The sequence below is a fragment of the Peribacillus sp. genome (assembly GCF_059453735.1).
The window spans coordinates 1-16,791 of the sequence record NZ_JAZVJO010000133.1; the positions used below are offsets into that span (position 1 = coordinate 1).

Annotated in this window: 19 protein-coding genes; 16 read left to right on the forward strand and 3 right to left on the reverse strand. The window is 38.7% G+C overall.

Annotated features, from left to right (window positions below; genetic code table 11):
* The first annotated feature begins 39 nt into the window (after positions 1 to 39).
* From AC52RT_RS04465 to AC52RT_RS04505, 9 genes are all read left to right on the forward strand, one after another.
* Positions 40 to 423, forward strand: a complete 384-nt coding sequence (locus AC52RT_RS04465; protein WP_495539638.1) for a DnaJ family domain-containing protein — start codon at positions 40 to 42, stop codon at positions 421 to 423.
* Positions 424 to 508: 85 nt separating this feature from the next.
* Positions 509 to 1,057 (forward strand): signal peptidase I, encoded by a 549-nt coding sequence (gene lepB, locus AC52RT_RS04470; protein WP_495539639.1) that lies wholly within the window; start codon positions 509 to 511, stop codon positions 1,055 to 1,057.
* A 281-nt stretch (positions 1,058 to 1,338) separates the two neighbouring features.
* The gene (locus AC52RT_RS04475) at positions 1,339 to 1,824 is read left to right on the forward strand and encodes a DedA family protein (protein WP_495539640.1); all 486 of its coding nucleotides are present in this window, start codon (positions 1,339 to 1,341) and stop codon (positions 1,822 to 1,824) included.
* A 75-nt stretch (positions 1,825 to 1,899) separates the two neighbouring features.
* Complete coding sequence (gene pepV / locus AC52RT_RS04480; RefSeq protein WP_495539641.1) at positions 1,900 to 3,303, forward strand: dipeptidase PepV; 1,404 nt, start codon at positions 1,900 to 1,902, stop codon at positions 3,301 to 3,303.
* Between the two features lie 21 nt (positions 3,304 to 3,324).
* A complete protein-coding gene (dat, locus tag AC52RT_RS04485) occupies positions 3,325 to 4,179 on the forward strand; it encodes a D-amino-acid transaminase (protein WP_495539642.1) in 855 nt (284 codons plus the stop codon).
* 115 nt (positions 4,180 to 4,294) lie between these two features.
* The gene (thpR, locus tag AC52RT_RS04490) at positions 4,295 to 4,864 is read left to right on the forward strand and encodes an RNA 2',3'-cyclic phosphodiesterase (RefSeq protein ID WP_495539643.1); all 570 of its coding nucleotides are present in this window, start codon (positions 4,295 to 4,297) and stop codon (positions 4,862 to 4,864) included.
* Between the two features lie 28 nt (positions 4,865 to 4,892).
* Positions 4,893 to 5,879 (forward strand): NERD domain-containing protein, encoded by a 987-nt coding sequence (locus AC52RT_RS04495; RefSeq protein WP_495539644.1) that lies wholly within the window; start codon positions 4,893 to 4,895, stop codon positions 5,877 to 5,879.
* Complete coding sequence (locus tag AC52RT_RS04500; RefSeq protein WP_495539645.1) at positions 5,863 to 6,840, forward strand: diacylglycerol/lipid kinase family protein; 978 nt, start codon at positions 5,863 to 5,865, stop codon at positions 6,838 to 6,840. The genes AC52RT_RS04495 and AC52RT_RS04500 overlap by 17 nt, the downstream gene beginning before the upstream one ends.
* 295 nt (positions 6,841 to 7,135) lie before the next feature.
* The gene (locus AC52RT_RS04505; RefSeq protein ID WP_495539653.1) at positions 7,136 to 7,915 is read left to right on the forward strand and encodes a phosphotransferase family protein; all 780 of its coding nucleotides are present in this window, start codon (positions 7,136 to 7,138) and stop codon (positions 7,913 to 7,915) included.
* Here the strand turns inward: AC52RT_RS04505 and AC52RT_RS04510 are convergent, their stop codons facing one another.
* Complete coding sequence (locus AC52RT_RS04510; RefSeq protein ID WP_340846861.1) at positions 7,916 to 8,194, reverse strand: YtzH-like family protein; 279 nt, start codon at positions 8,192 to 8,194, stop codon at positions 7,916 to 7,918. It abuts the gene before it with no gap.
* Positions 8,195 to 8,364: 170 nt separating this feature from the next.
* Here AC52RT_RS04510 and trmB point away from each other — a divergent pair, with 170 nt between their 5' ends.
* Entirely contained in the window at positions 8,365 to 9,003 is a 639-nt protein-coding gene (gene trmB, locus AC52RT_RS04515) for a tRNA (guanosine(46)-N7)-methyltransferase TrmB (RefSeq protein WP_495539654.1), read from the forward strand.
* Positions 9,004 to 9,106: 103 nt separating this feature from the next.
* Positions 9,107 to 9,952, forward strand: a complete 846-nt coding sequence (locus tag AC52RT_RS04520; protein WP_495539646.1) for a YtnP family quorum-quenching lactonase — start codon at positions 9,107 to 9,109, stop codon at positions 9,950 to 9,952.
* Between the two features lie 101 nt (positions 9,953 to 10,053).
* Here the strand turns inward: AC52RT_RS04520 and AC52RT_RS04525 are convergent, their stop codons facing one another.
* Complete coding sequence (locus AC52RT_RS04525; RefSeq protein ID WP_495539647.1) at positions 10,054 to 10,365, reverse strand: hypothetical protein; 312 nt, start codon at positions 10,363 to 10,365, stop codon at positions 10,054 to 10,056.
* A 209-nt stretch (positions 10,366 to 10,574) separates the two neighbouring features.
* Between AC52RT_RS04525 and AC52RT_RS04530 the strand changes: the two genes are divergently transcribed.
* From AC52RT_RS04530 to AC52RT_RS04540, 3 genes are all read left to right on the forward strand, one after another.
* Positions 10,575 to 11,648 carry a M42 family metallopeptidase gene (locus tag AC52RT_RS04530; protein WP_495539648.1) on the forward strand — a complete coding sequence of 358 codons (1,074 nt, stop codon included), beginning with the start codon at positions 10,575 to 10,577 and terminating at the stop codon, positions 11,646 to 11,648.
* Positions 11,649 to 11,732: 84 nt separating this feature from the next.
* Positions 11,733 to 12,248 (forward strand): DUF84 family protein, encoded by a 516-nt coding sequence (locus tag AC52RT_RS04535; RefSeq protein ID WP_495539649.1) that lies wholly within the window; start codon positions 11,733 to 11,735, stop codon positions 12,246 to 12,248.
* 73 nt (positions 12,249 to 12,321) lie between these two features.
* Entirely contained in the window at positions 12,322 to 12,825 is a 504-nt protein-coding gene (locus AC52RT_RS04540) for a hypothetical protein (RefSeq protein ID WP_495539650.1), read from the forward strand.
* A gap of 41 nt (positions 12,826 to 12,866) precedes the next feature.
* On the opposite strand, the gene AC52RT_RS04545 is transcribed toward AC52RT_RS04540, so the two are convergent.
* A complete protein-coding gene (locus AC52RT_RS04545; RefSeq protein ID WP_495539651.1) occupies positions 12,867 to 14,882 on the reverse strand; it encodes a methyl-accepting chemotaxis protein in 2,016 nt (671 codons plus the stop codon).
* Between the two features lie 286 nt (positions 14,883 to 15,168).
* Here AC52RT_RS04545 and AC52RT_RS04550 point away from each other — a divergent pair, with 286 nt between their 5' ends.
* Together AC52RT_RS04550 and AC52RT_RS04555 are read left to right on the forward strand one after the other, a co-directional pair.
* The gene (locus tag AC52RT_RS04550) at positions 15,169 to 15,480 is read left to right on the forward strand and encodes a thioredoxin family protein (RefSeq protein ID WP_495539652.1); all 312 of its coding nucleotides are present in this window, start codon (positions 15,169 to 15,171) and stop codon (positions 15,478 to 15,480) included.
* Between the two features lie 72 nt (positions 15,481 to 15,552).
* Positions 15,553 to 16,347, forward strand: coding sequence for a DUF1444 domain-containing protein (locus tag AC52RT_RS04555; RefSeq protein WP_495539655.1), 795 nt, complete (start codon positions 15,553 to 15,555; stop codon positions 16,345 to 16,347).
* Positions 16,348 to 16,791: the final 444 nt, after the last annotated feature.

Consider the following 16,791-nt stretch of genomic DNA (forward strand, 5'->3'; position numbering starts at 1 on the left):
TGAAGTGTACTGGATAATGTTTGTGAGGAGGCAGTTACATTGGCTGATAATAAGAATGAGCATGTAAATTGGATGGATCCCATTTATAAAGAGTATGAGAAAGACGGCGGACTTAAAAATAATCCAGGGTACGGAAAACCACTTCCAAAAACGATTTTGCATGGTTCTATTTATGATAATTTTTTAAATACTGCAAAACAAGCAGGCTATTTACCGCCATGGATTAAGTTGCAGCAGGATATTCGTAAGCTCGTGTCACAAGCTGTTACCTTAAAATCCTCTAATGTTGACGGAAACCTCGAAACTTACATAAATGAAATAAACGAAAAAGTGGCGAAATATAATTCGATTTGTCCGTCTCATTTACAACGAGTCTTAGTTACTGAAGAATTACTTGAGCAGCAATATGATCGTTGGAGATAAATATCTTAAATAATTTGGATTCTATATATCGGTAGTTCTGCTGAATTATGATATAATCTCGAAATAAGGAAAGAGAGGGTTCGTTTTGGAAAAAAGAAAAGAACTATTTTCATGGATTAAAGCAATTGCCATTGCAGTTATCCTGGCTTTTGTCATCCGGACTTTCACCTTTGCACCAATTATCGTTGACGGCGAGTCCATGATGCCCACCTTAGAGGACCATGAAAGGCTGGTACTTAATAAGTTTGGAACCAACATTGATGACATTGAACGGTTTGATGTAGTCGTATTCCATGCAACTGAGAAAAAGGATTACATTAAACGAGTAATCGGTAAGCCTGGCGATCATATTGAATACAAGGATGATACGCTCTATATAAATGGCAAAGAGTATAAAGAACCATACTTAGATGAATACAAGCAGGAAATGGGCGGCGAGCTGCTTACTTGGGACTTTAAGCTTGAAGATAAAACCGGCAGTATGACTGTGCCCGAGAATGAATTATTTGTGATGGGTGATAATCGTCAAAATAGCTTGGACAGCCGAGAAATTGGTACAATTTCTATCGATGAAGTAGTGGGAAAAGCAAACTTTGTCTATTGGCCGATTAATGATTTTAAAATTGTTAAATAATCTAACAAAAAAGCAAGACACTATTCCACAGTGTCTTGCTTTTTTGTTAGTAGCACTCCGTCTTCCATTGACTACAAAGAGTGTGTTTGGTCATACTGATAAATAGTATCATCGATAGTGCAGGATAATTTATCATTGATTTGCTACCTCTTTTCCATTATCTTTAGTCTATGTGGAAAAAAAAGTTAATCGTTTATTTACATAAAAGTATTGAATTCCACCCTTCGTTGTTCATTCTATAGATTAAGCCCCTGGATAAACATGAAATGGAGACTTGTGGAATGGATATCGCTAAAGAATTAATTGCTCAATATGGGTATTTCGCTATCTATGGAATGCTTGCATTGGGAATGATCGGACTGCCTGTACCTGATGAAATTTTAATGACTTTTGTAGGATACTTAACGTCTACTTCTGTTTTGAATTTTAAATTAGCTGTGCTTGTTAGCTTTTTGGGAGCAATCACAGGGATGATGGGAAGCTTTTTTCTTGGCAGAAAATTGGGCAAGCCCCTGCTAATTAGTCATGGAAAATGGATTAAGTTGACACCGGCTAGACTAGCCATGGCCGAAAGATGGTTTGAACGTTATGGCCCGTGGACCATTGTCATTGGTTATTACATTCCAGGCATCCGGCATCTGACTTGCTATTTTTCAGGAATCAGCGGAATGAGAAAAAGGCAGTACTTCTTGTATGCCGGAGTTGGTTCATTAAGCTGGTGTATCGTGTTTAATCTTATTGGTTATTATATCGGAGTCATCACCTAAGAGGGCGAACATGGTGGAATATTATGAACTTAATGCTAGAATAGAAGCATCATAAATGAATAGGAGCTGTAAAATATGGATCAAATTAATTGGACAAATGAAATTGAGAGCAGGAAATTAGATTTATTGGTGGACACTCAGAACTTGTTGAAGATCAAGAGTGTCATGGATGAGGAGAATTCAACAGAGCAGGCTCCCTTTGGTGAAGGTGTAAAGAAAGCATTGGATTATATGCTGGAGTTAGGAAAGAAGGATAACTTTACTGTTAAATCTGTTGATCATGTGGCTGGTCATATCGAAATGGGTGAAGGTGAAGAATTGATCGGAATTCTTTGTCATGTTGACGTTGTACCTGAGGGTGACGGCTGGGCATCAGATCCGTTTGGTGCAGAAATCAGAGATGGTAAAATCTTTGCTCGTGGTGCAGTTGATGATAAAGGTCCAACGATGGCAGCTTATTATGCAATGAAAACGATTCGGGAGCTTGGTCTGCCGTTAAATAAACGAGTACGAATGATTATTGGAACGGATGAAGAATCGGATTGGCGTTGTGTAAATCGTTATTTTGAAACAGAGGAAATGCCGACAATTGGTTTTGCCCCTGATGCTGATTTCCCAATTATTAATGCAGAAAAGGGGATTTGGGACTTTACTCTTGTACAAGAACCAAGCAGTGAAAATGAAAAAGGCGAAGTAGAGATTATAGACTTCTCGTCCGGCAGAAGAACAAATATGGTTCCTGATTATGCAAGTGCTAGAGTGAAACTTGCAGATCCATCAGCGTTAACAAGTCAATTTACTGCTTACCTCAAAAAACACTCTTTAAAAGGTAATGCTGCTATTGAACGAGATGAGGCCTTACTTGAACTTGAGGGGGTATCTGCACATGCAATGGAACCAAATAATGGTGTGAATGCAGGCTTATATTTGGCTGCTTTTCTTTCAGAACTGCCATTGCCTGCCCATGCAAAGACCTATTTTACGTTTATTCAAAATCAGCTTTTTGGAGATACTCGCGGAAACCGATTGAACATTGCGTTTTCCGATGAAATCACAGGAGAATTAACATTGAATGCGGGCAAATTCAGTTATTCAAGTCGTGGAGAAGGTATGATAGGTTTCAGTATGCGTTACCCTGTCACCTATGATTGGGAAGCGAACAAACTAATGCTTGAACAAGAATTACCTGACTTTACGGTCGTTACAAATTCCCATTCAACTCCACATTATGTCGATAGCGACAGTTTCTTAATTCAAACCCTAAAACGAGTGTATGAAGAAGAAACAGGTGATCAAGCTGAACTTCTTTCTATCGGGGGCGGAACGTACGCAAGGTCATTGAAAGAAGGCGTTGCTTTTGGACCGTTATTCCCAGGAAGTGAAGACATCGCCCACCAAAAAGATGAATATATAGATATAGACGATATGCTTAGAGCTGCGGCTATTTATGCCCATGCCATTTACGAATTAGCTAAATAATCGGGCGGGGAGGAACAGATGTTGGGAAAACTGATTTTTAATGGTGAATTCATCAACCGTTCAGCTAGTAAAGTGGATGTAGAAGACCGGGGATATCAGTTCGGTGATGGGGTGTATGAAGTAATCCGCGTATATAATGGAAAATTGTTTACAAGTCAGATGCACCTTAATCGTTTAATTGACAGTGCTAAAAAGATTTCCTTAGACGTAGGGTATACAGCAGCTGAACTTGAAATCCTGATACAGCAGCTTGTCACTGAAAATCAGCTGACATTTGGTACGGTTTATATGCAGTTCACCCGAGGAGCAGCACCTAGAAATCATGCTTTTCCAATGGATAAAATACAATCGGTTTTTGTTGCCTACACCAACGAAATTCCATACGGCGGTGAAGTGAAACTAGGTAAACAGGCGATTACAACGGAGGATATCCGTTGGCTGCGGTGTGATATTAAGAGTTTAAACTTACTAGGCAACATCCTAGCAAAACAACAGGCAGTGGAAAAGGGTTGTTTTGAAGCCATTCAACATCGAGGTAATACGATTACAGAGGGAAGTTCTTCTAATATCTCTATTGTGAAGGACAATGTTCTAATTACCCATCCTCCTGCTAATTTGATATTAAATGGCATTACGAGAAGGGTAATGCTGCAACACTGTCACACGAATGGAATACCCTATCGTGAAGAGTCGTTCACTATTGCTGAAATGATGAATGCTGATGAGGTTATTATGACAAGCACGAGTGCTGAAATTACACCCATTACATTAATTGATGGAAAAGCAATCGGAGCAGGGACACCAGGTCCATTAACCAAAAAACTTCAGCAGTTGTTTCACCAAGAAATTGAAACGCAGTGTGGTCGAGTAACCTGAATGTAATCAATGAACATGCTCTTGCCTGGTTAAGGCAAGAGCTGTTTTGTTTTTTTGAAATTAAGTACTTTGTGATACTATTAAAGAAAATGGTAAAGAAAGGATTTGTTTATTTATGAAATCAGCTGAACATTTCTTCTTTGCACTTACCTTGCCTGATGAAATCAAGGCGGAACTTCATTTACAATGTCAGCAGTTACGAAAGGACTATCCTTTTAAAAAGTGGCTTCATCGCGATGATTATCATATTACGCTAGCTTTTCTTGGGAATACTTCAGACACTCAAAGGCAGGAGGCAGTCCGCCTTATTGAAAGCAGCCTGAAGAATGAACACAGCTTTCAACTTACACTGGCTGGCGCAGGGATATTTGGAGACAAAAAAAGTCCCCGAATTCTTTGGGCAGGTATAGAAGAATCCGATAAGCTGAGAACGATTCAGCAAAAAGTCTATGATGCATGTATAACAGCCGGATTTAAACTGGACAAAAAACCCTTTACACCACATATAACGTTAGCAAGAAAATATACAGGTGAACAGTTTTCTCTTGAGAGATTGCAGCAAACAGCCGATAGTAAACAGACAGCAGAGTTTGCTGCAACGAAGGTTAGTCTGTATCAGACACATATAGGTGCCTCTCCTTCTTACGAGTCAATAGAGACCATTTATTTACAACCTAATACATAAAATAGAGAATTTAGGGGGGATGAGTTGGATGGGACAGCTCATTAAACTGCAGGATTACATTTCAAGATATGAACAGGACATTTATCGTTATCCCCTGCAGTTTGTACGTTTAAAGCAACAGCAATGGGAAAAGTTAAAGACAGCTTTTTTAGCTGGGGAACTTGAAACCCTTTATGGCAACCTGTCCGTAGAAACACAAGAAGAAGGTAGGCAGGAAGGTAAGACGGGGATAGGCACTAAGCTGAAAAAAATGTTCAATCGTCAGGTGAAATCAGAGGTGACTGAACGAGAAGTACTTCCTGTTATGGAAAAAAAAGAATTTTCATTACATTTCTCCTCTACGCCAAATAGTTTAGAGGACCTTAAACAGACCTATCTAAATCAACTCATTCGTTTTCAATTAAAATGGGGAAGTTCGACGATTCAAGAAAAATCGTATATTAACCAGACCTTTTTTCTCGATGAAAAGCTGCGCTTCTTTTTACAGCGTTTTCCTGATACATGCTTGATCCTGTATAAGCCCATTTTTTTATTGAAAAACGCTCCGGTCGAAGGAGAAGTGATTATTGTCACTCCTACAGAAATCTGGTGTATCGCTTTCTTAGAAGATAGTGATGATGCGGCCTTTATGGGTTCAAGTGATCGGTTTTGGCTCCGTAAACATCATTTGCATTCCGATAAAAAAGTGTTAAATCCGATGCTTTCTGTAAATAGAATGGGGAAAATTGTTAAAAAGATAGGTTCAATCTATGAATCGCCTCTCCCCATACATAAAGTCATATTATCTCGAAATGGGTATATAGATTATCCACAATCACCTTATGATATAGAAATAGTTGATAAACGGAGCTTTCCAGCTTGGTTTAAAAAAATGAGAAATGCAGGAGCCCCTCTAAAGCATCAGCAACTAAAGACCGCCCAGGCACTGCTTGATTATTGTCAAACAACTTCAAGCAGCAGAGTAGAATGGGAAACTGAAGTAGATGGAGAAGCAGAAGATGATTACAGAACATAATAGTTTGAATCCAGAAGGAGAAAGACTGACAATCAATAAGATTTATTTTATTGTGAATCCAGCAGCCAAGAATGAACGCAGCCGAAAGCTCTGGGGGAAAATTGAAAGCAGTCTAAGCATACCTCATACCGTTTTTTATACCGAACATAAGGGACATGCAGAGTCTATCGTTAGAGATATTCTACAGAAAACGACATTTCGGACGCTTCTCGTTTCTGTAGGAGGCGATGGAACCCTTCATGAGGTGATTAATGGTGCTCAAGGACACCCTCATGCAGTTATTACTAGTATCCCGACAGGATCAGGAAATGACTTTGTGAGAGGTGTTCAAAAGACGAAAAATGTTAAAGATGCACTAGACCTTATATCCCAAGCTGATTCTTCCCACTCTGCTGTTGATTTAGGTCAGTTTGTGATTGACGGTGAGCAGAGGCATTTTGTAAATAGTATTGGGATAGGCATCGATGCCGAAGTCATCTATGCCATGAATCAATCCACGATAAAAAAATGGTTTAATATTTTCAAAGCGGGGAAACTTGCATATATCTATACATTTATTAAAAAAGTGATTACCTATAAGAGAAGCGATATGGAAATCAGTATTGATGGTAAAGAATTCAATTTTAAAAAAGTATGGTTTATTGTGGTGGCGAATCAATCATTTTTTGGCGGCGGCATAAACATCTCACCAGCGTCAAAGACCAATGATGGCAAGTTTGAGGTGTTGGCTGTACACACGATTTCTCCTCTTAAATTGCTCCTCGTTTTTATCTCCGTTTATTGGGGAGGACATCTTCGAATTCAAAACGTGGATATGTTCACTGGGAAGACAATACGAATTCATTCCCTTGATTCGGTGAGAATACAGGCTGATGGAGAATTCGTTGGAAGTACAAGTGTAGATATTCAAGTGGCAGAGCGTGATCTACACGTTTGTCAAAAAAAGATAGATAACGAATAAAAGAAAATTTATGATAATAACACGCTTCCGTTACCAAATAAAAGGGTTTTGTTTTCATTTTTGCCTATATTAGGTAGTATTTCGTAGAAGATTGTCGGATACTACTTGACGTAAGAAAGGCTTTTAACTAAAATTTAATAAGATAGCTATTGTTAAATGCTCAATAGCTGTCTTTTTTATTCTTAAGGAAAATTATCAAGTTCATTATAATAGATTGTTTGGAGTACGACTGTTTATTCTGTGCTGATTCAAAAGTGCTTGATCGTATTAAGTGAGGAAATTGAAGGTGAACCATTTGGAAGATATATTAGGTGAGGGGTGGGATGTTTATCCCGCTGGAGGGGCAACTGGAGAAGCCTTCATTGCTGTAAATGACCAACAGAAACTTTTCCTGAAACGTAACTCTTCGCCATTTTTGGCTGTTCTGTCTGCTGAGGGAATTGTTCCTAAGTTAATGTGGACAAGACGCCTAGAGAATGGGGATGTCATTACGGCTCAGCACTGGTTGAATGGCAGAGAGCTTAAGCAAGCTGAAATGGATAAGGAACCAGTTGCAAAACTCTTGCGGAAAATCCATCAGTCTCAACCGCTGTTAAGCATGTTGAAAAGACTTGGAAAATCCCCTCTAAGGCCTGAAGGTATACTTACAGAAATTGAAACGAACATAGAACAGGACATAGTAAATATTCCAAAGGTTTCTCAGGCGTTCTCCTTTTTGCGAGAAAACCTTTTGTTAATTGAATCCAATGAAACGGCTGTCTGTCATTGTGATATTAATCATAATAATTGGCTGCTGACTGATGCTGGAAAGCTTTATTTGATTGACTGGGACGGGGCCATGATTGCGGACCCGGCAATTGATTTAGGCAGTCTTTTGTATACCTATGTCCCAAGGGAAAATTGGAGTGATTGGTTGGAACGATACGGACTAAGCTTGGATGCCGGCTTAGAAATGAGAATGAAGTGGCACGCCATTTCCCAATTACTATCCTTTATTCAATGGCATAAATCAAAGAATCGTTTAGAAGAAATGGCGGCTCTTATAGAACGACTAGGCTACGTACTTGAATCGTAATTAGGAATACTGGTCAATTTCGTCTACCCATTCAGAAAGCTGACCTTGGTGTTCGGAAATATGGCTGTCTAAATCAGCAGTTCCGGCCCCTGTTTGGCCATAACGGTAAATCTCTTCTAGTATTGTTAGTGCGCTTTGATCAATATCCATATTGATCATGAGTGATTTAACCAGTCGTTCGACTTGCTCGCATTCCGCAACGGATCCACAACAATCTGTTTGTTGATTAGTTAAAATATCCTTTAATAAAGAGAACTGATCTTGTTGAGATAAGGGCATCTTTTAACCTCCTAAGGGTTATTGTTTTTTCTTTAAATAGGATGTGTGTTTCGAATGGTTTTATACCTAAACTAAACCCGCGGCGTGCAGCAGCGGTTTCTTTTGGTGTTGCAGGAAGCCATGCTCTCATGGTATGGTTTGAACGAAATCTTATAATTAGGGGTGTCAGTATGCGTTTAAGAAATAAGCCCTGGGCTGACGAACGTTTGGGAGAGTTCCCAAACTATGCAATAGCTCAGCCGGAAAGTCATAAGGGAAAATGGCGGGAATTGTTTGGAAACGATAATCCGCTTTATATTGAAGTAGGAACAGGAAAAGGCCGCTTTATTACGGAAATGGCCAAAGCTCATCCAACTATTAATTTTATTGGAATTGAAGTATATAAAAGCGTTATTGTATCGGCACTTGATTTACTAATTGAAGCGGCAGTGCCAAACCTTAAGCTTTTGAGTGTGGATGCCGTAAATCTTGCTGATTATTTTGAAAAAGGTGAAGTGGACCGCGTGTATTTAAACTTCTCGGATCCTTGGCCAAAAACTCGTCATGCCAAAAGGCGCCTCACGCATACTTCATTCTTGGGGATCTATGAATCAATTTTACCGGAAAAAGGTGAAATTCATTTCAAAACGGATAACCAAGGCTTATTTGAATCCTCTTTATTGAGTATCTCTGATTATGGAATGAAGCTGACCTTTATCAGCTTAGATTTGCATAACAGTTCATTTGAAGGCAATATTATGACCGAGTATGAAGAAAAGTTTTCTAAAAAAGGCAATCGAATTTATCGTTTAGAAGCACAATATCGTTAAGTAAAGCCTGGGCAATTACCCAGGCTTTTTTTATAGAAATAGTATTCTAAAAATTTTAAATAATTTGTCATGAATGATACAATTTAAGAAAAGGAGGGGGAATATGGAAACCTTACAATTGGGTAATATTAAGCTAACCTGGCTAAACGGTGGAGTAACCTATTTAGACGGCGGCGCAATGTTTGGTGTGGTTCCAAAGCCATTATGGGCAAAAAAATATTCACCAAATGAAAATAATCAGATTGAATTAAGAACCGATCCTTTGCTAGTTCAAACAAACGGCTTAAACATTTTACTTGAGTCGGGATTGGGAAATGGGAAATTTGATGAGAAGAAGAAACGGAACTTTGGAGTTTTGGAAGAATCATCTGTATTAACGGATTTAGATGCGTTAGGACTTACGGCGGATGATATACATATCGTGTTGATGACACATCTTCATTTCGATCACGCATGCGGATTAACCGAGCTAAAAGATAATCAATGGGTGTCCGTATTTAAGCAAGCAGCGATTATTACTTCACAGTTTGAATGGGATGAAATGAGGGACCCGAATATCCGTTCAAAAAATACGTACTGGAGAGAGAATTGGGAAGCTGTCTCTAGTCAAATGAAACTTTTTGAAAAGGAAATTGAAATTACGAAAGGGATTAAGATGGTTCATACAGGAGGACATAGCAACGGTCATTCCATTGTTATTATTGAAGATGGCGATGAAATCTTACTCCATATGGGCGATATCATGCCGACGCATGCTCATTCAAATGTACTTTGGGTTCTTGCCTATGATGATTATCCGATGGATTCTGTCTTTCAAAAACAAAAGTGGATGAAGACGGGCTTAGAGAAACAAGTCTGGTACAGTTTCTATCACGATGCCTATTATCGGGCAATAAAATGGGATCAGACAGGAAAACAAGTTATTAATGAAGTAAAGAGAACCCGCTGATTGATTTGAGGAGAATCGATTTATTTTGGGCCGCGTGACGGCTGACTTACTATTATTAACTTTAAGGGACAGACTAAGATTAGTCTGTCCCTTTATAGTGATTATTTTTTTGTTAGATCAATGATGGTGCCCGTTGAGGCATCCGCAGCAAAATCAAACTGTTCAAGGATTCCGTTGGTATAACGAGTAATTCCACCTTTAAAGACTTGATAGTCTAGATCATTTTTTTGATAATTTTCTGGCTTCATAACAATCCATGAACCATATATTTTACCATCTTTTTTAACAGATTCTTTTACTGAGGCTAATACTTTTTCTGGTGATGGCCCACAGCTTTGTTCAAGAGCTTGCTTAGCTGCATATCCTGCTGCAAAGCCAGCGGCAGCCCCTAATAATAAATTTTTATAATTCATAAATGTTCCCCTCCTGCTTAATTACTTTTTGGACTCTTGTACTAGTATACAAAAAAAAACGGACAAAGCCCAATAATTGGAGCGGTACATATTTGATGAGATCAAAAACATAACAATATTTAACATGCAAATGGTATAATAACATCATTCAAATATAAGAATCTAACTAATATAGGTACATAAAAAATGTAAAGATTAGGGGTAATAAAATGGATCAAGAGACTTTATCGCTGTTTAAGACGTTGACAGAGCTGCCAGGTATTGCTGGAAATGAACACGATGTCCGTAAATTCATGCGAACTGAGCTTGAAAAATATTCTGATGAATTGATTCAGGATAAATTAGGCAGTTTGTTTGGCGTGAAAAAAGGGGACGAAAATGGACCTAAAATTATGGTAGCAGGCCATATGGACGAAGTAGGGTTTATGGTAACATCCATTACGGATAATGGTATGCTCCGTTTTCAAACGATTGGCGGCTGGTGGAGTCAGGTTTTATTAGCCCAAAGGGTTGAAATTATAACTGATAAAGGCCCTGTTATTGGGGTAATTGGCTCTGTACCTCCACATTTACTTGAAGAATCACAGCGTTCTAAGCCAATGGATCAAAAAAATATGTTAATTGATATAGGTGCAGACAGCGCCGAAGATGCAAAATATATTGGAATTAGACCGGGGCAAGCCATAGTTCCTATCTGTCCATTTACTCCAATGGCAAATCCGAAAAAAATTATGGCTAAAGCTTGGGACAATCGCTATGGGTGCGGGTTAGCAATTGAATTACTCAAAGACCTAAAAAATGAGAAACTCCCTAATACTCTTTTTTCAGGTGCTACAGTGCAAGAGGAAGTGGGCTTAAGAGGCGCACAAACGGCTGCTTTTATGATTAAACCCGATCTATTCTTTGCATTAGATGCCAGTCCAGCAAATGATGCTTCAGGAAATAAGAATGAATTTGGCCAGCTTGGTAAGGGTGCTTTGCTTCGCATTCTAGACCGCTCAATGGTTACCCATAAAGGGATGAGAGAGTTCATTCTTGATACAGCTGAAACAAATGACATCCCATATCAGTATTTTGTTTCTCAAGGCGGGACAGATGCTGGAAAGGTTCATATTGCTAATGAAGGGATTCCAAGTGGTGTAATTGGTATTTGTTCGAGATACATTCATACGCATGCCTCAATTATTCATATTGATGATTATGCAGCTGCTCGTGAGTTAATAGGCAAATTAGTTAGGGCTTGTGATCGTACAACAGTAGAGAGTATTAGAAATATCGGATGATACATACCGGCAATGATGTGGTAAACAAGCGAAGCCTGTTTACCACGTAGTTCATTACTGGTTTTTTGAATGGAGTGAAAGAAAATGAAAATGGCAGTGGGAAGTTTTAACCCCGCAAAGGTAGAAGCTGTACGGACTATTTTTAACAAAGATGAATTAGTGACCATGAAGGTTGATTCTGGGGTATCTGAACAGCCTTTCTCAGATGAAGAGACCATAGAGGGTGCTGTTAACCGAGCTAAGAATTGTCTGAATGAAAGTGATGCTGAACTTTCCATCGGCCTTGAAGGCGGCGTCGTGGATACAAAGCATGGCATGTTTGTCTGTAACTGGGGTGCGTTAGTGACGAGGAAGAATGAAGTGTTCATCGCTGGCGGGGCACGAGTCTTGCTTCCTGATCATATCGCAAATCGACTGCGAGCTGGAGAAGAGTTGGGTCCTGTAATGGATGATTTTACTCAAAGCAATAATATCCGAAAAAAAGAAGGAGCAATAGGAATATTTACGAATAATCGTGTCACGCGGGCAGAGATGTTTCAGCATATTGTTCGGATGCTTGCTGGTCAGTATGAATATAACGAACAACGTATAAGAATGTGAAGATTAGGGCATTTTTAAAAGACTGGATATGAAGGTAACCTGCCAGTAAATTATTAAGAATGTGGGATGATGTATGATTATTCCGAAATCAATACGTATCTTATGTGTTGCTGCCTGCGTAACAACTGGCTGTTCTTATGAAAACCATGTAAATAAAGCAAAAGAAGCGGCTGAATCTGTCTTTCTGGAAGCATCATTAAAGCCAGACTATCAAACAAAAACTATAGAATTGTATCTGCCAGACGACTTTATCGTAGCGGAAGAAAGTGAAAACAATTTTATATTAGAAAAAAGCGGGAATCCATATATCTTATTTGTGAATCCCCATGAAAATCGAAAGAGTCGAACGTTATATACTACCGTAAAGCAATTGAACGATAAGGATATTGAGCTTGCAAACTTTGAAGATCAAGAGAGCTTCGGTTTTATAGCGATTAGAGATCTAGACGAGAAAAAATACGAGGTATCGGTTGGAGTTGGGGGAGTTAAATTAACGACAGAAACGAGTGAAAAGAAGCTGTCTGATGAAGCTGCCCAAATGATGACCATTGTGGACTCTATTACACAGAAAAAGTAAAAAACCTGAAAATTCCAAATTGGAACTTCAGGTTTTTTACTTTATTTAGTTACTACTGGTTGTTCAGATGTTATATTCGTCTTTTCAAGCTCGAATTGTGAAACAACGTTTTGGAGGTCCCCTGCGATATAACTTAACTCAGATGCAGCCTCGCTGACCTGGTTAATGGCAAGAAGCTGACTCTGACTCGACGCACTTACTTCTTGTGAAGAACCTGCAGATTGTTCAGAAATGGAATAGATGTCACCAAGCTTTTGTGCAAGAACATTATTGTAATCCTGAACTTCTTTGACCGAAAGCTGCACATTCGAAATTTTGGAACTGATTCGGTTGACATGATTGACGATGTTTTCAAAAGCATTTTTTGTCACGATTACGGACGTACTCTGAACATTTTTATATTCATTGAATTTCTTTGCTTCAATCATTAATTTTTCCATTTGATCATTCATAGTTTGGACTAGATTTTGTATGGTTTGTGCTTCAAATTTTGATCGCTCAGCCAGCTTTCGAACTTCCTTAGCGACGACACTAAACCCACGGCCGGCGTCACCCGCTCTAGCTGACTCAATCGCTGCATTTAAGGCGAGTAAATCCGTATTCTCAGCAATCTCTTGAATTGTTCCAACAATACTTGCTATGGCATGTGACTTTTCAGATGCGCTTTGAACTTGTAGGGTCAAATGAGTTGCTAATTCGAGAAATTGTTCTGATGTATTATGAAGACTTTCTACGGTTTTTAACCCTTCTTGCCCCTCAATAACGGTTTGCTGTGCTTCAGCTTGTATTTCTTTGCTAAGTTTTTCCGTACCGAAAATGGAATTAGATACATTCTTCATAATGCCGTTGCTTTCTTCGAGTTCTGAGGTCTGTTGACTAGCCCCCACTGCCACTTGTTTGACAGCTATATTGACTTGTATAGATTGAGCAGATGTTTCCTCAGAAATGGCTGCAAGATGCTGAGAGGATGAGCTTAACTTTTCTGCCGAATTACGGACTTCAAGTAATGATTCTTTTACTCGATCAGCCATGATATTAAAAGTATCAGCTACTGCGACCACCTCATCTTTGTACTTCATAGAAACACGGTGAGTCAAGTCACCGCTGCCGATTTTTTCAGCACCTGATTTTAAGGCGGTAATAGATGAATTAATCGTTTTTAACAGAAACGTTCCTACTAAGAATAAAATAATAATAATTAAGAGACTAATCCCAATTAATGAATAGGTTAGTTGTTGAATTTTCTTTTGTTGTGTTTGGTTTAAGGCTTCCTGTTCTTGGCTGGCCATTTTTTCTAAATCTACAGCTGCTGCCTCGACAGATTTACCAAGCTTATCGAAAGAGAGGTTCATACTGGTTGTCTTTAAGTAGGCTGAAACAATGGAACTTAGGGCTTTCTGATAGGTATACATTTCTGTTACTATTTCTTCTTTTTGAGCTTCAGCTAGAGAAGATTCTTCCAAAAGAGTCATGAAAGTAGATAAACGATTACTGTAATCACTATAAGGTTCTTGTTCTTTCGTAAGTAAATACTGATTTTCTAAGAGCCTCAGTATGAAGAATTCATCAATCAGGGTTTGATTACCTGTTTGATTTAATAATTGTGACACGTTACTGCCTGATTGGTTTATTTCGTTATTTAGACCTTCGTTAAGGGAGTATCCCATTTCAACGTATAAAGCAGCCAGTTTCTTGAAATTCGTTGAATAATCGATCACACTCTTTTCAATTTTTTCAAAGTTGGCAGCAATCTCAGGATATTCGCTGTATTCTTTCTTTAACTCAGCTGTTTGTTTTTGTACGCCGCTGATATTATTTTCTACTAACTTTGCACCGGTTTTTTGTGGATTCCTTAAATATTGACGCTCAAACTTACGAGTTGTGGCCATGTTGTATTTAACGTCTTTTATCTGAGAGACAGCAGTATTTAAAATAGCTTCTTCATTACGTACATTCTTTTGCATGGTGGATGAATATAAATTAAAAGCAATTAATGCTATGACTCCTGCTAAGGTCATATAAAGAATAATACTAATCTTTGCTCGTATTGTTTTCATTTCGTCCTCTCTTTCTAGTAGGGTACGTACGGAAGGACCAAAAAATAGATTTGGTTGAAAATTGTTAAAATACTAAATAATTACTATATTATAAATATAATTTACCAGTATAACAATAGTTTTTTGTCAATTTTGACCAGTATTCCGTATTCAAGTAGTTCAATGATCGCGTTTTTTCATTTCTTTTTCTCACGACAGGTTGCGTATTATTGGTTGTCCTAACATTTGTTTGGTATTATCAAGGTACATAACTATCGTAGAAATTGAATAGCAGGAGGAATTATAAATGAAGCATTTAGAATCGGTTGAACAATTTGAGGAAATGAAAAAGGAAGGGAAATATGTATTCTTATTTTCCGCTGCCTGGTGTCCTGATTGTCGTATAATTGAGCCATTTCTTCCAGAGATTGAAGAGAAATATCCAGAGATCACGTTTATTTATGTGGACCGTGACAAGTTTATTGATATTTGTGCTCAGCATGATATATATGGGATCCCAAGTTTTCTAGCTTATGAGCAAGGCAAAGAAGCTGGGCGATTTGTCAGTAAGGACAGGAAAACAAAAGAGGAAATTGAAACATTTATTGAATCGTTATAAGACTTCACTTTCAGTATATTGGAAAGGATTATCTTATAGAGAGAATAGCAGGAGGCAACCGAAATTATGAACATGGATAGCAAGAAAATGGTCAAGGCAATAAAAGAGCGCTTAGAGCAGAGCAAACGTAGTTTTCAATATGATAGTAAGCAGGATACCCTGCGGATAGAAAATACGGATACAAAAAAAGGAATTACGGTAGAGATTTCGAAAATTGTAGCTAATTGGGAAAATGTTCAAGATAAAGCCATTGACGAAGTGGTTTATTATATTGAAGAAGCTTTAAAAGTAATGGGAGAACAACATTCACTTCAGGGAAAAGAGAAACAAATATTCCCCGTCGTCCGGTCAACGTCATTTCCTGATGAATCGGAAAATGGGAACAAATTTTTGTTTGACGATCATACAGCAGAAACGCGGATTTACTATGCATTAGACTTAGGAAAGACGTATCGTTTAATCGATCATACCATGCTCGAACAAGAAGACTGGGATGCGGATCGAATCCGGGAAATAGCTCGTTTTAATGTCCGCTCATTACCGACTCCTCTAAAGGCAGATACTGTGGCAGGGAATACGTTTTATTTTCTCAATACGAATGATGGATATGATGCAAGTAGGATTGTTAATGAAGCGTGGCTAAAAGAAATGAAGGCCTCGATGAAAGGAACAATGGCAGTAGCCATTCCTCATCAGGACGTCATTATCATTTGTGACATCGAAAATGAAACGGGTTATGATATTCTCGCGCAAATGGCTATGAGTTTTTTCACGAGTGGTCATGTGCCGATAACCGCCTTATCGTTTCTTTATGAAGACGGGGAGCTTGAACCTGTTTTTATTCTGGGGAAAAACAAAAAGCGTTAAAAGTAAACAGGCTGCCCATTTGGCAGCCTTCAGACTGTAGACAAACTCGGGTGAAAATCGAGTCTTGTCTACAGTTTTCTTTTTTATCTTCTAAAGCGGGGTGTTGATTTCCATTCCAGGCGTTTCGCTTTCCGCGGGCAGGCGGTGAGCCTCCTCATCGCTTACGCTCCTGCGGGGTCTCACCTGTCCTGCTATTCCCGCAGGAGTCTTCACGCCAACACTCCCATCAACTGCCTTTCTAAATACAATCTCAAAAGTCAAATCCGTTCTATTTTAAATAAACTTGATAAGGATCCTTTCGAAAACCCATTTAATGCAACGTGGTCAGCTTGAAATGGTCGCATTAGACCAGCTTGTTCCCGAGTACCATTGGTCCGCAAAATGGAAGAAGCCCTCGATTTTTCTTTCATTTATGATCTGGTCAAGATGATCTGTATTTGGAAG

What these genes read in the sequence shown, in the direction of transcription:
- AC52RT_RS04540 (WP_495539650.1), top strand. Translation starts at nt 12,322, where the DNA reads ATGATTATTCCGAAATCAATACGTATCTTATGTGTTGCTGCCTGCGTA.
- AC52RT_RS04525 (WP_495539647.1), bottom strand. Translation starts at nt 10,365, where the DNA reads ATGAATTATAAAAATTTATTATTAGGGGCTGCCGCTGGCTTTGCAGCA.
- AC52RT_RS04475 (WP_495539640.1), top strand. Translation starts at nt 1,339, where the DNA reads ATGGATATCGCTAAAGAATTAATTGCTCAATATGGGTATTTCGCTATC.
- AC52RT_RS04535 (WP_495539649.1), top strand. Translation starts at nt 11,733, where the DNA reads ATGAAAATGGCAGTGGGAAGTTTTAACCCCGCAAAGGTAGAAGCTGTA.
- AC52RT_RS04530 (WP_495539648.1), top strand. Translation starts at nt 10,575, where the DNA reads ATGGATCAAGAGACTTTATCGCTGTTTAAGACGTTGACAGAGCTGCCA.
- pepV (WP_495539641.1), top strand. Translation starts at nt 1,900, where the DNA reads ATGGATCAAATTAATTGGACAAATGAAATTGAGAGCAGGAAATTAGAT.
- AC52RT_RS04510 (WP_340846861.1), bottom strand. Translation starts at nt 8,194, where the DNA reads ATGCCCTTATCTCAACAAGATCAGTTCTCTTTATTAAAGGATATTTTA.
- trmB (WP_495539654.1), top strand. Translation starts at nt 8,365, where the DNA reads ATGCGTTTAAGAAATAAGCCCTGGGCTGACGAACGTTTGGGAGAGTTC.
- AC52RT_RS04495 (WP_495539644.1), top strand. Translation starts at nt 4,893, where the DNA reads ATGGGACAGCTCATTAAACTGCAGGATTACATTTCAAGATATGAACAG.
- AC52RT_RS04555 (WP_495539655.1), top strand. Translation starts at nt 15,553, where the DNA reads ATGGATAGCAAGAAAATGGTCAAGGCAATAAAAGAGCGCTTAGAGCAG.
- AC52RT_RS04520 (WP_495539646.1), top strand. Translation starts at nt 9,107, where the DNA reads ATGGAAACCTTACAATTGGGTAATATTAAGCTAACCTGGCTAAACGGT.
- AC52RT_RS04500 (WP_495539645.1), top strand. Translation starts at nt 5,863, where the DNA reads ATGATTACAGAACATAATAGTTTGAATCCAGAAGGAGAAAGACTGACA.
- AC52RT_RS04550 (WP_495539652.1), top strand. Translation starts at nt 15,169, where the DNA reads ATGAAGCATTTAGAATCGGTTGAACAATTTGAGGAAATGAAAAAGGAA.
- thpR (WP_495539643.1), top strand. Translation starts at nt 4,295, where the DNA reads ATGAAATCAGCTGAACATTTCTTCTTTGCACTTACCTTGCCTGATGAA.
- AC52RT_RS04545 (WP_495539651.1), bottom strand. Translation starts at nt 14,882, where the DNA reads ATGAAAACAATACGAGCAAAGATTAGTATTATTCTTTATATGACCTTA.